General features: G+C 74.5%; 13 protein-coding genes. 7 read left to right on the top strand and 6 right to left on the bottom strand.

The genetic code is table 11. From position 1 onward, the window contains the following. Nucleotides 1–79 precede the first annotated feature (79 nt). The 4 genes from JT721_RS00340 (at nt 80) to JT721_RS00325 (ending at nt 4273) form a co-directional block, all read left to right on the top strand. Nucleotides 80–736, top strand: coding sequence for an MOSC domain-containing protein (locus JT721_RS00340; protein ID WP_205470898.1), 657 nt, complete (start codon nt 80–82; stop codon nt 734–736). An 84-nt stretch (nt 737–820) separates the two neighbouring features. Then, nucleotides 821–2644 carry a long-chain fatty acid--CoA ligase gene (locus JT721_RS00335; RefSeq protein WP_205470897.1) on the top strand — a complete coding sequence of 608 codons (1824 nt, stop codon included), beginning with the start codon at nt 821–823 and terminating at the stop codon, nt 2642–2644. 11 nt (nt 2645–2655) lie between these two features. Continuing rightward, nucleotides 2656–3879, top strand: a complete 1224-nt coding sequence (hemW, locus tag JT721_RS00330) for a radical SAM family heme chaperone HemW (protein ID WP_205470896.1) — start codon at nt 2656–2658, stop codon at nt 3877–3879. Between the two features lie 4 nt (nt 3880–3883). Beyond that, the gene (locus tag JT721_RS00325; RefSeq protein ID WP_205470895.1) at nt 3884–4273 is read left to right on the top strand and encodes a TM2 domain-containing protein; all 390 of its coding nucleotides are present in this window, start codon (nt 3884–3886) and stop codon (nt 4271–4273) included. Nucleotides 4274–4277: 4 nt separating this feature from the next. On the opposite strand, the gene JT721_RS00320 is transcribed toward JT721_RS00325, so the two are convergent. The 4 genes from JT721_RS00320 to JT721_RS00305 are packed head-to-tail and all read right to left on the bottom strand — an operon-like array spanning nt 4278 to nt 7024. Continuing rightward, entirely contained in the window at nt 4278–5120 is an 843-nt protein-coding gene (locus JT721_RS00320; protein WP_205470894.1) for a DUF3097 domain-containing protein, read from the bottom strand. A 48-nt stretch (nt 5121–5168) separates the two neighbouring features. Beyond that, nucleotides 5169–5390: a hypothetical protein gene (locus JT721_RS00315; RefSeq protein WP_205470893.1), complete on the bottom strand. Its 222-nt coding sequence runs from the start codon at nt 5388–5390 to the stop codon at nt 5169–5171. 18 nt (nt 5391–5408) lie between these two features. Continuing rightward, nucleotides 5409–6269: an MBL fold metallo-hydrolase gene (locus tag JT721_RS00310; protein WP_205470892.1), complete on the bottom strand. Its 861-nt coding sequence runs from the start codon at nt 6267–6269 to the stop codon at nt 5409–5411. A gap of 26 nt (nt 6270–6295) precedes the next feature. Then, nucleotides 6296–7024 (bottom strand): hypothetical protein, encoded by a 729-nt coding sequence (locus JT721_RS00305; RefSeq protein ID WP_205470891.1) that lies wholly within the window; start codon nt 7022–7024, stop codon nt 6296–6298. A 198-nt stretch (nt 7025–7222) separates the two neighbouring features. Here JT721_RS00305 and hrcA point away from each other — a divergent pair, with 198 nt between their 5' ends. From hrcA to JT721_RS00290, 3 genes are all read left to right on the top strand, one after another. Further along, nucleotides 7223–8245 carry a heat-inducible transcriptional repressor HrcA gene (gene hrcA, locus JT721_RS00300; protein WP_205470890.1) on the top strand — a complete coding sequence of 341 codons (1023 nt, stop codon included), beginning with the start codon at nt 7223–7225 and terminating at the stop codon, nt 8243–8245. A 62-nt stretch (nt 8246–8307) separates the two neighbouring features. Next, on the top strand, nt 8308–9495 hold the full coding sequence (gene dnaJ / locus JT721_RS00295; protein ID WP_205470889.1) for a molecular chaperone DnaJ: 1188 nt from the start codon (nt 8308–8310) through the stop codon (nt 9493–9495). Between the two features lie 13 nt (nt 9496–9508). Continuing rightward, entirely contained in the window at nt 9509–10246 is a 738-nt protein-coding gene (locus tag JT721_RS00290) for a 16S rRNA (uracil(1498)-N(3))-methyltransferase (RefSeq protein ID WP_205470888.1), read from the top strand. A 115-nt stretch (nt 10247–10361) separates the two neighbouring features. Here the strand turns inward: JT721_RS00290 and JT721_RS00285 are convergent, their stop codons facing one another. Continuing rightward, nucleotides 10362–11408 (bottom strand): winged helix DNA-binding domain-containing protein, encoded by a 1047-nt coding sequence (locus tag JT721_RS00285; RefSeq protein WP_205470887.1) that lies wholly within the window; start codon nt 11406–11408, stop codon nt 10362–10364. Further along, nucleotides 11405–12325 carry a Gmad2 immunoglobulin-like domain-containing protein gene (locus tag JT721_RS00280; protein WP_205470886.1) on the bottom strand — a complete coding sequence of 307 codons (921 nt, stop codon included), beginning with the start codon at nt 12323–12325 and terminating at the stop codon, nt 11405–11407. The genes JT721_RS00285 and JT721_RS00280 overlap by 4 nt, the downstream gene beginning before the upstream one ends.

The raw sequence follows: 12325 nt of genomic DNA, 5'->3' as shown, positions 1-12325 counted from the left end.
CCCGGCCCCGCCCCCGGGGTGTCGTTTTTTGTGGGGGGGGGTACCCCCCCCCCCGCCCGGGCGGGTGCGACGATGGGGCATGCCCACCGTGCTCTCCGTCAACGTCGGCCTGCCGCGCGAGGCGGCCTGGGCCGGCATCGGCCGCACCTCGATCGACAAGACCTCGCTCGCCGGGCCGGTAGCGGTGGGGGAGCGCGGGCTGGCCGGTGACCGGGTCTCCGACACCCGCCACCACGGCGGCACCGACCAGGCCGTCTACGCCTTCGCCCGCGAGGACCTCGACTGGTGGGCCGAGCAGCTCGGCACCGAGGTCCGCGACGGCCAGTTCGGCGAGAACCTCACGACCGGCGGGATCGACGTCAACGAGGCCGAGATCGGCGAGCGGTGGCGGGTCGGCACCGCGCTGCTCGAGGTCCGGCTGGTGCGCACGCCGTGCCACGACTTCAAGGTCTGGATGGGGCGCTGCGGCGCCGACAACACCGCCTGGGTGCGGCGGTTCGCCGAGGTCGCCCGCCCCGGCCCCTACCTCAAGGTGCTCGACCCCGGGGTCGTGCGGGCCGGCGACGACCTGACCGTCGTCCACCAGCCCGGCCACGGGGTCACGGTGTCGACGATGTTCCGGGCCCTCACCCGCGAGCCGGCCCTGCTGCCGCGCCTGCTGGAGGTGCCGGGACTGGCCGCCAAGGCGCGGGCCCGGGCCGAGGCCTTCCTCGACCTGTCGACGCCGCGGAGCTGACCGAGCCGGGGTGCTACCCGCCGGTTGGCCGGGTGATCTAGGTTACGGAGTCACACCCGTCGCCGGCCCTCACGCAGGAGCGTCATGCCCGTCACCACCGACACCAGCTTCGTCGACCGTCTCGCCCCGAGCGTCGCGGTCATGTTCCGCGACCGGGTCGCCAGCTCCGGCAGCAGCGAGGCCTACCGGTTCCCGCGGGGCGACACCTGGGAGTCGGTGACCTGGACCGAGGCCGGTCAGGCGGTCGACGCTCTCGCCGCCGGGCTGCTCTCGCTCGGCATCGAGCCCGAGCAGCGGGTCGGCATCCTCTCGACCACGCGCTACGAGTGGATCCTGGCCGACCTCGCCGTGATGTGCGCCGGCGGGGCGACCACCACCGTCTACCCCAGCACGAACGCCGAGGACACCGCGTTCATCCTCAGCGACAGCGAGTGCCTGGTCGTCTTCGCCGAGGACGACTCCCAGATCGCCAAGCTCACCGAGCGCCGTGCCGACCTGCCCGCGCTGACCAAGGTGGTCACCTTCGACGGCACCCCCGACGGCGACTGGGTGATCGGCCTCGACGACCTCGCCGAGCTCGGGCGCGCCCACCTCGCCCAGCACCCCACCGCGGTCGACGACGCGATCGCGGCGATCCAGCCCGACCAGCTCGCCACGCTCATCTACACCTCCGGCACCACCGGCCGGCCCAAGGGCGTCCGGCTGCGGCACAAGTCGTGGGCCTACGAGGGCGGCGCCATCGAGGCGCAGGGCATCCTCGACGAGCGCGACCTGCAGTTCCTGTGGCTGCCCATGGCCCACTCGTTCGGCAAGGTGCTCCTCTCGGCCCAGCTGGCCTGCGGGTTCGCCACCGCCATCGACGGCCGGGTCGACAAGATCGTCGAGAACCTCGGCGTTGTGCGGCCGACGTTCATGGGCGCGGCGCCCCGGATCTTCGAGAAGGCGCACGCACGGATCGTCACCATGCAGGCCCAGGAGGGCGGCCTGAAGGAGAAGATCTTCAAGCAGGCCTTCAAGGTCGGCCTCGAGGTCGACCGTCGCAAGCGCGAGGGCCAGTCGGTGCCGCTGCCGCTGCGCCTCCAGCACGGCCTGTTCGACAAGCTCGTCTTCAGCAAGGTCCGCGAGCGCTTCGGCGGCCGGGTGCGGTTCTTCATCTCCGGCTCCGCCGCGCTCAACGGCGAGATCGCCGAGTGGTTCCACGCCGCAGGCATCCTGATCCTCGAGGGCTACGGCCTCACCGAGAACTCCGCCGGTGCGACCGTCAACCACCCCGACCGCTACAAGATCGGCACCGTCGGCCCCGCGCTCCCGGGAGCCGAGGTCAAGATCGGCGAGGGCGACGAGGTGCTGGTGCGCGGACCCCACGTGATGGACGGCTACCACGGGCTGCCCGACGAGACCGCCAAGGCGCTCGACGCCGACGGCTGGCTGCACACCGGCGACAAGGGCAGCCTCGACGCCGACGGCTTCCTCACCATCACCGGGCGGATCAAGGACCTGTTCAAGACCTCCGGCGGCAAGTACGTCGCGCCGTCGGCCATCGAGTCCAAGTTCAAGGCGCTGTGCCCCTACGCCAGCCAGTTCATGGTCTTCGGCAACGAGCGCAACTACTGCGTCGCGCTGATCACCCTCGACCCCGACGCGATGGCCGAGTGGGGCGCGGCCAACGGCATGGAGGGCAAGTCCTACTCCGAGATCGTCCGCTCCCCGCAGGTGCGCGCGATGATGGGCGACTACGTCGAGCAGCTCAACGCCCGGCTGAACCGGTGGGAGACGATCAAGAAGTGGGAGATCCTCGACCACGACCTCACCATCGAGTCCGGTGAGCTCACGCCGTCGCTCAAGGTCAAGCGCAACGTCGTCGAGGACAACAACAAGGCCCGCATCGACGCGCTCTACGCCGGCTGAGACCATGGGGCGTGCCGTCCGCCCTGCCCGCCGGTGAGCCGGCGCCCGAGGACGGCACGCTGCCGGCGTCCGCGCTGGCCGAGGTCGGGTCGCGACCGTTCGGCTTCTACGTCCACGTGCCGTTCTGCTCGGTGCGCTGCGGCTACTGCGACTTCAACACCTACACCGCCGACGAGCTCGGCGTCCCCGGGGTGCGCGGCGCCTCGCGGTCGTCGTACGCAGAGGCGGCGATCGCCGAGGTGCGCCGGGCCCGGGTGGTGCTGGGGGGCCGCGACCTGCCGGTCTCGACGGTCTTCGTCGGCGGCGGCACCCCCACCCTGCTCGACCCGGCCGACCTGACCGCGGTCGTCGCCGCCATCGACGCGGAGCTCGGGCTGGTGCCGGGCGCGGAGGTCACCACCGAGGCCAACCCCGACAGCGTGACGGCGGCGTCGCTGGCGGCCCTGCGGGAGGGCGGCTTCGACCGGGTGTCGTTCGGCATGCAGTCGTCGGTGGGCCACGTGCTGCGGGTGCTCGACCGCACCCACGACCCCGAGCGGGTCCCGCGCGCGGTGGAGTGGGCGCGGGCGGCCGGCTTCGAGCAGGTCAGCCTCGACCTCATCTACGGCACGCCGGGGGAGTCGGTCGCCGACTGGGAGGCCTCGGTCGACGCCGCGCTCTCCTGCGCGCCCGACCACGTCTCGGCGTACTCACTCATCGTCGAGGACGGCACCGCGCTGGCCCGCCGGGTGCGCCGCGGGGAGCTGCCGGCGCCCGACGACGACGACCTGGCCGACAAGTACCTCCTCGCCGACGAGCGGCTCGGGGCGGCCGGGCTGTCGTGGTACGAGGTGTCGAACTGGGCGCGGGACGACGCCGCGCGGTGCCGGCACAACCGGCTGTACTGGACCTCCGGCGACTGGTGGGGCGTCGGGCCGGGCGCCCACTCCCACGTCGGCGGCGTGCGGTGGTGGAACGTCAAGCACCCCGTCGCGTACGCCGAGCGGCTGGCCTCGGGCCGGAGCCCGGCGCTGGCGCGCGAGGTGCTCGACGCCGGCACCCGCCGGGTCGAGCGGGTGCTGCTGGAGGTGCGGCTGCGCGAGGGCCTGGCCCTCGACGTGCTCGACGCCGCCGGTCGGGCCGCGGTGCCCGGGCTGGTCGACGACGGGCTGGTGGTCGCCGACGACCGCCGGCTGGTGCTCACACCCCCCGGTCGCCTGCTCGCCGATGCCGTCGTGCGCCGGCTACTAGCCTGAGGGCATGACCCAGGGCCCCGAGGAGCCACAGCCGTACGGCGAGCCGCCCCCGCACCAGCCGTACGGCCAGCCCCCGCCGCCGTCGTACGGGCAGCCGTCGTACGGGCACCAGCCGTACGGGGTGCCGCAGCCGCCGTACGCCGCGCCGTACGGCGTGCACCCGGCCACCGGCATCCCCTACAGCGACAAGTCCAAGATCGTCGCCGGGCTGCTGCAGATCCTGCTGCCGTTCGGCATCGGGCGGTTCTACCTCGGCGACAGCCACACCGGCGTCTGGCAGCTCGTGGTCACCGTCATCACCTGCGGCGTCGGCTCGGTGTGGTCGATCGTCGACGGCGTGCTGATCCTCGTGCGCGACAGCACGGACCCGCAGGGCCGGATCCTGCGCTCCTAGCGGCTCAGGCGGTGACGAAGTCGATGAGCTCCTCGACCCGGCCGAGCAGCTGGGGCTCGAGGTCGTCGTAGGAGCCGACCCGCGACAGGATGTGCTGCCAGGCCCGGGCGATGTCGGCCTGGTCGCGGTGCGGCCAGCCGAGGTGCTGGCAGACGCCGCGCTTCCACTCCACCGAGCGCGGGATGGTCGGCCAGGAGCGCAGGCCCAGCCGGTCGGGCTTGACCGCCTGCCAGATGTCGACGAACGGGTGGCCCACGACCAGCACGTCCTTGCCGATCGGCGAGCGGGCGATGCCCTGGGCGATCCGGCTCTCCTTGGAGCCGGCGACCAGGTGGTCGACCAGCACACCGACCCGGCGCTCCGGACCCGGGCGGAAGTCACGCAGGTGCTCGGCGAGGTCGTCGACGCCGCCGAGGTACTCCACCACCACGCCCTCGACGCGCAGGTCGTCGCCCCAGATCTTCTCGACCAGCTCGGCGTCGTGGCGGCCCTCGACGAAGATCCGGCTCGCGCGCGCCACCCGAGCCGGGGCGCCGGGCACCGCCACCGAGCCGGAGGCGGTGCGGGTGGGGGCGGCCGGGGCGCTGCGGTGCACGGGTGCGACCAGGATGACCGGGCGACCCTCGAGCAGGAAGCCGGGACCGAGGGGGAAGGAGCGCCGGCGGCGCCGGCGGTCCTCGAGCGTCACGGTGTCGAGGTCGCGGTCGACGGCGACGATCTCACCGCACCAGTCGGTGGTGACCTCCTCGACCACGGTGCCGAGGTCGGCGGGAGCCTCGACGGCCCGGCCCCGCCTGGGGGCGCGCCAGTCGGTCGCGAGCACGTCGGTCCCGTAGCGATCGGTCACCCGGTCCACGCTAGGCGGCCGCGGCCCCGCGGTCGTGGTGGCGCGCCGTCAGCCCTGGTGGTCGGGGGTGTCGGCCTCGTCCGATGCGTCGTCGGCGTCCTGCTCGGCGGGCTTGCCGTCCTCGAGCAGGTCGCCGGCGGTCTCGCCGGGCGGCAGGCCCTCGGCGAGCGGGTTGTCCTCGCCGGGGCGCAGGTCGTCGGGCAGCTGCTCGTCGTCGATGCCCTCGGTCGGGCCGGCGTCGGCGTCGGGTCGAGGCTGGTCGGTGCTCATGCCGGTCAGGTACCCCGCTCAGATCAGCGGCAGCCGCCGCTGGCTGCGGGGCAGCTGCTCGTAGCCGCGGGCCACCGCGTGCACCAGCTCCTCGCGCGGGTAGGGCCAGTCGGCCGCCGCGAGCGCGTCGGCCAGCGGCACGCCCCGACCGGCGAGGTCGCGGATCGTCTCGGCGACCACGCCGATGGCGTTGCGCTGGTCCTCCACGAACTCGCGGTCCACCGGCGCGCCGTGCCCCGGCACGACGACGGTCGCGGGCGTGGTCAGGCCCAGCACCACGTCGAGCGCCAGCGGCCAGTCCATCGGGTGGCAGTCGGGCCCGAAGCCCGGCACGCCGCCGCGCAGCGCCGACTCCTCGACCAGGTCGCCGGCCAGCAGCACGTCGGCGTCGGGCACCCGCACCACCAGGTCGCCGGAGGTGTGGCCGCGCCCGGGGTGCACCAGCTCGACCATCCGGTCGCCGAGGTCGAGCACCACGGCCGACGAGAACGTCGTGCCGGCCGGCACCACCTCCGTCGCGCGGACCTCGTCGGCCCGCGGGTCGCCCGGCTCGGCGTCGTACTCGCGCTTGACCCGCTCGCCGGCCTCGACGGTGCGCGCGGCGGCCTCCTCGTGGGCGTGCACGGGCACCGCGCCGTAGTGGTCGAGGAAGGTGCCGTTGCCGAAGGTGTGGTCGAAGTGCTCGTGGGTGTTGACCACCGCCGTCACCGGACCCAGGCCGGTCGCCTCGACGTCGGCGACGACCTGGCGGGCGGCGGCGGCCGAGGCGTGGGTGTCGACCACCACCAGCCCGGCGCTGCCGCGCACCAGTGAGACGTTGACGTCGTACCACTCGTAGCGCGCGACGAGGACCCCGTCGGCGACCTCGGTGAATGCCACCCGGCCAGCCTAGGCCGGGGTGCGGATCAGCAGAGCCCCGCGTGCAGCTCGCGCCGCAGCAGCTCGCCGAGCTCGGCGGTGCTGCGGGCCGGCCGGGCGAAGGTGAGCGTGGTGCGGTGGGCACCGGCCAGGTCGACCCAGCTCACCTCGACGCCGCGCGGGCTGAGGCCGGTGAGCCGCACGCCCACGACGTCGGCGAGTCGGGTGCCGGTGGTGGTCGACACCGCCTGGCGCAGCTCGTCCTGGTGGCAGTCGTTGGCGTGCTCGACCGAGCGCTGCAGGTAGCCGCGGTTGAGGTGGTGGGCGGGGGAGCGGAAGTGCTCGAGCGGCACCCGGTGCTGGCGCGGCTCGCCGTCCGCGTCGCCCGGCCGGGTCAGCAGCACGAAGGTGGGGTCGAGGGTCACGACGTCGCGCTCCTCGTCGCAGCAGGCGCACGCCTCCCGGCCCCGGCTGCGCAGCCGGCCGGCGAGCGTCAGTGCGTCGTCGCGCTCGGCGGCGCCCGTCGGGCCGATGCCGCTGCCCACGGTGAGCAGCGCGCTGCGCTCCTCGGTGGCGGCCCGCGAGAGCGATGACCCCGGCCGGCTCGAGAACGTCGGCTCGCCGTGCAGGTCCTGCATGCCGAGGTCGTCGTCCCCGTCGACCACCGAGGCGTGGCCGTCGACGACCAGGTCGACCGAGGCCGGGCAGGCCAGGATGCTGCGCGCCTGCGCCGCGAGCCGGTGGGGATCGGTGTCGCGATGGTCGGTCGTCGTCATGCTCGCTCCTGCTCGCCGAGTCGTTAGTTAGGCAAGGCTAACCTATAGAGTCCTGCCGCGGGACGGTAGTCCGTGACGTTTCGGCCCCGTGCGGGACCCGAACGTCACGGACTACCGCCGCGTCGCCGGCTCGGGGTGCGCCCTGGCACCGGAGTAGCATTGGCACTCCGAACGAGTGAGTGCCAACGGAGGTGGGCGGTGCAGGAGGAACGTCGTCTCGCCGTGCTCCGGGCCATCGTCGAGGACTACGTCGCCACCGAGGAGCCGGTCGGCTCCAAGGCGCTCGTGGAGCGCCACGGTCTCGGCGTCTCGTCGGCGACGGTCCGCAACGACATGGCGGCCCTCGAGGACGAGGGCTACATCACCCAGCCCCACACCAGTGCCGGCCGGGTGCCGACCGACAAGGGCTACCGGCTCTTCGTCGACCGGCTCACGACCGTCAAGCCGATGAGCGCCGCCGAGAAGCGCGCGATCTCCACGTTCCTCGACGGCGCGGTCGACCTCGACGACGTCGTGCAGCGCTCGGTGCGCGTGCTCTCCCAGCTCACGCGTCAGGTCGCGGTGGTGCAGTACCCCACGCTCTCCCGCTCGACCGTGCGCCACGTCGAGCTGGTCGCGCTCGCGCCGGAGCGGCTCCTCGTCGTCCTCATCCTGAGCACCGGCCGGGTGGAGCAGCGGCTGGTGGAGCTGCCCGCGACGCTCGACGACGAGGCGCTGGCCGCGCTGCGCACCCGGGTCAACCGGGCCGCCACCGGCGCGGTCATCCACGACGCCGCCACCGCCCTGCGCGGGCTCGCCGACGACCCGGACACACCCGACCGCGAGATCACCCGGTCGGTGGTGGAGGCGCTGGTCGAGGCCATGGTCGACCACCGCTCCGACGAGCGGGTCGCCGTGGGGGGCGCCGCCAACCTGGCCCGCTACGGCGACAGCTTCGACTCCGCGGTCCGCCCGCTGCTGGAGGCACTGGAGGAGCACGTCGTGCTGCTGAAGCTGCTGGGCGAGGCCACCGACGGTGGCACCGTCACCGTGCGGATCGGCGCCGAGGGACCCTACGAGCAGCTGGCCTCCACCAGCGTCGTGGCCACCGGCTACGGCCCCCGCGACGAGGCGTTCGCGACGCTGGGCATCGTCGGCCCCACCCGGATGGACTACCCCGGCACGATGGCGGCCGTGCGCGCGGTGGCCCGCTACGTCTCGCGGATCCTCGACGAGGGCTGACGCCGCGCGACCCGCTCCGCCACACCCATGACCCCGGACGCACAGCCACAGAAGGAACCCCGTTGAGCCAGGACCTCTACGACCTGCTCGGTGTCGCCCGCGACGCGGACGCCGACACCATCAAGAAGGCCTACCGGCGGTTGGCCCGCCAGCTGCACCCCGACGTCAACCCCGACCCCGAGACCCAGGAGCGGTTCAAGGAGGTCAGCCGCGCCTACGAGGTGCTCTCGGACCCGCAGAAGCGGGCGGCGTACGACCGCGGCGGCGACCCGTTCGGCGGGGGTGCCGGCGGCTTCGGTCAGGGGGCCGGCTTCTCGTTCACCGACATCATGGACGCGTTCTTCGGCGGCCAGCCCGGCGCCGGTGGCGGCGGCGGCCGGGGCCCGCGGCCGCGGGTGCGCCGCGGCCAGGACGCGCTGATCCGGATCGAGGTGTCGCTCGCCGACGCCGCGTTCGGCGTGACCCGCGAGCTGAAGGTCGACACCGCGGTGCTCTGCGGCACCTGCGAGGGGTCCGGCGCGGCGCCGGGGTCGCGGCCGGTGCCGTGCGAGACCTGCCGCGGCGCGGGCGAGGTCGCCCACGTGCAGCGCTCGTTCCTCGGCGAGATCCGCACCCTGCGGCCGTGCGCGGCCTGCCGCGGCTTCGGCTCGATCATCCCCGACCCGTGCCGCGAGTGCTCGGGCGACGGCCGGGTGCGCTCGCGGCGCACGCTGACCGTCAAGATCCCGGCGGGCGTCGACACCGGCACCCGGGTCCAGCTCGCCGAGCAGGGCGAGGTCGGGCCCGGCGGCGGCCCGGCCGGCGACCTCTACGTCGAGATCCACGTCGCCGAGCACGAGGTGTTCACCCGCCAGGGCAACGACCTGCACTGCACGGTGACCGTCCCGATGACGGCGGCGGCGCTCGGCACGACGCTCGCGCTGCCCACCCTGGAGGCCGACGTCGTGGCCGACGGAGAGGAGCCGGAGCAGGGCGAGCTCGAGACCGGCTTCGAGCTCGAGGTGCGCCCCGGCACCCAGTCGGGCACCCAGCAGGTGCTCCGCGGCCGCGGCGTCCCGGGCCTGCGCGGCGGGCGTGGCGACCTCGTCGTCACCATCGCCGTCGAGACCCCCTCGCGGCTCGACCCGCGGCAGGAGGAGCTGCTGCGCGAGCTGGCCGCGATCCGCGGCGAGGAGCAGCCCACCGGCAACGTGCGGCCGGGCTCGCGCTCGGTGTTCGGTCGCCTCCGCGACGCGTTCAACGCCCACTGACCCGGCCGCCGTCGTGTCGCTGCCGGTGCACCACCACCCGTCGCTGTCCGGGGTCGGCCCGGGCGACGCGGTGACCCTCGAGGGCGACGAGGCCCACCACGCGGTCGCCGTACGCCGGCTGCGCACCGGCGAGCGGCTGGTGCTGGTCGACGGCCTCGGCACCGCCGCGACCGCCGAGGTGGCCGAGACCGGCAAGCGCCGGCTGGTCGCCACCGTCACCGGCGTCGAGCGCAGCGAGCCGCCCCGCCCGTCCGTGACGGTCGTGCAGGCGCTGCCCAAGGGCGAGCGCGGCGAGCTGGCTGTCGAGGTGCTCACCGAGGTCGGCGTCGCCCGGGTGGTGCCCTGGTCGGCCGCGCGCAGCGTCGCGGTCTGGAAGGGCGAGCGGGTGGCGCGGTCGCTGGCCCGCTGGCGGGCCACCGCCCGCGAGGCCGCCAAGCAGTCGCGGCGTGCGTGGTGGCCCGAGGTCGCCGACCTGGCCACCACCGGCGACGTGGTCGGGCTGCTGGCCGGCCGCACCGCGGTGGTGCTGCACGAGGAGGCGACCGGCACCCTCGCCGACGTCGCGGTGCCGACCGACGGCGAGGTCGTGGTCGTCGTCGGCCCCGAGGGCGGCCTGACCGACGAGGAGGTGGCGGCGTTCGCCGCCGCCGGGGCGGTGCCGGTGCGCCTGGGCGCCGAGGTGCTGCGCACCTCCACCGCCGGCCTCGCCGCCGTCGCCGCGCTGCTCGCGCGCACCCCCCGCTGGGGCTGACGCCGGTCGGGGTTGCGCCGACCCGGCGCTTGTCGACGTCGGGTTGCGCCGACCCGGCGTTGATGAGCGCCGGCTCGGCGAAGCCGGGGCTGTCACCGCGAACGCACGGGAGTGATCAGGTCGCGAGCAGGGCCTCGACCCGGCCGATCTCGTCGTCGAGCTCGGAGCGCTCGGCCCGGGTCAGCGGCCGGAGCGTCTGCAGCACGACGACGCGGCCGTCCTCGATCCGCCAGAGGCCCTCGAGCATGCCGTCGGCGAAGAGCGACATCGCGGCGGCGCCGTTGACGCCCTGCCCGGCCTTGCGCTTGACAGGGTCGGTGACCCGGTCGCGTCCGGCGTGGGACAGCCAGACGTTGTCGTAGGTGCCGAGCAGCCGCACGGGGGCTGGGGTGTCGGGGTCGGCGAGCTCGCCCTCGGGGACGTCGAAGAGCACCCGGCCGCGCTCGTCCTCGTGGCGCACCAGGTCGTCGAGCTCCGCGAGCACGGGCCCCAGCCGGGTCACGCCCGACCAGGCGGTGACGTCGGCGGCGGTCGCGGGCCCGAAGGCGCGCAGGTAGCGCCGGACGATCTCACCGACGTCGGGCTCGACCAGCGGCCGGCCGACCCAGCGGTCGACGTACTGGTAGACCACGGCGCCGCCGCCGCCCCAGGTGCCGCGCGGGGGCAGCTGGGCCAGCGGCGCGACCGAGCGGGCCAGCTGCCCGAGCTCGGTGGGCCGGGGGCCGGGGAACCGCTCGGCGAGCGCCAGCCCGAGCTCCTTCTGGCTCAGCGGGCCGTCGGCCAGCAGCGCGGAGAGGTGCTCGACGAAGGCCTCGCGGTCGACCTCGCGGGCCACGCCGATGCTCTGGCTGATGCCCACCTCGCGCTCGTGCACCGGCGCGGTCCACTGCCGCAGCGCGAGCGCGTCGTCGGCGGTCAGCAGGTGGATGGTGCCGCGCATCGTCAGCAGGCGCACCAGCGAGCGGTCCTCGAGGCCCCGCGTGACGTCAACGGGGTCGAACGACGTCAGCCGGGCCGCCAGGGACAGGAACGGCGGCAGGTTCTCCTGCGCCTGCAGCCCCACCAGGTGGGCGCAGGCCTCCTCGACCGAGTGCGGCACCCGGTCGAGCAGCCACTGCCGCTGGAGCAGCGTCCGGTTCAGCGTCCGTGCGGAGAGCCTCACTCGACGACGATGCCCTTCGTGTCCTCGGTGGGGCCGAAGCCCTCGCCGTCGGAGGGGTCGTCGGTGCGGGCGACGAAGGTGTAGACGCCGGGCTCGACGCCGGTGAGGTCGACCTCGGTCTCGAACGGGTAGAGCTTGTCGCCCCAACCCTCGGCGGTCGCGAAACCCTCCTTGACCACGGTGCCGTCGAGGTCGACCAGCTCCCACGGCACGGTGGCCTCGAACGAGCTGGCGACCCCGGTGGCGGTGAAGCTGCCCGAGACGGCGTCGCCCTCGGCGGGCGTGGTCAGGTTGACGAACGCGAGCACGTCGATCGACGGCGCGTTGCGGAGGCCGTCGGCGGTGTCGTGGCCGAACAGGGACGTCGGTCGGCCCTCGCGCTCGACCACGACCGGCAGCCGCTCCTGCTGCACACCCTGCACGGTGAGCACCAGCTGCTGGGTCGCGAGCTGGGCCTCGATCCCCGACAGCCCGCCCCGCTCCTCCCAGGCGGCGTCCGCCAGCGTCGCGACGATCCGGCCCTCCTCGACGGCCACCGAGGCGAAGGTGCCGCCGGGGTAGAGGCTGCGGTAGTCGGGGTCGAGGGCGTCGCCCGCGGTCATCAGCGCGGCGGCCTCCTCCAGCGGGTTGTCGGCCTCGACCCGGCGGAACTCCCGGTAGAGCTTGGGCCCCTGGGGCGTCTCGCCGACGAAGTACACCGGCACCGTCACCGACTCGACCGGCGTGCTGGTCACCGTCCCCGAGGGGGTCGGGTCCGGGGTCGGCTCGGGGGTGCCGGACGGCGTCGCGTCGACCGGGTCCTGCGCCGTGGGCTCGTCGTCCTCGCCGCAGGCCGCCAGCCCGCCCAGGGCCAGCAGGCCGGTCAGGGCGAGGGCGGCGGCCGTGGGGCGCCGTCGGGTCCGGGTGCGGTGCGTCAT

It is taken from the genome of Nocardioides sp. SYSU D00038 (assembly GCF_016924665.1).
Lineage (GTDB): Bacteria > Actinomycetota > Actinomycetes > Propionibacteriales > Nocardioidaceae > Nocardioides.
The sequence above is the reverse complement of the archived record's forward strand: the minus strand, read 5'-3'. Positions and strand labels throughout refer to the sequence as shown.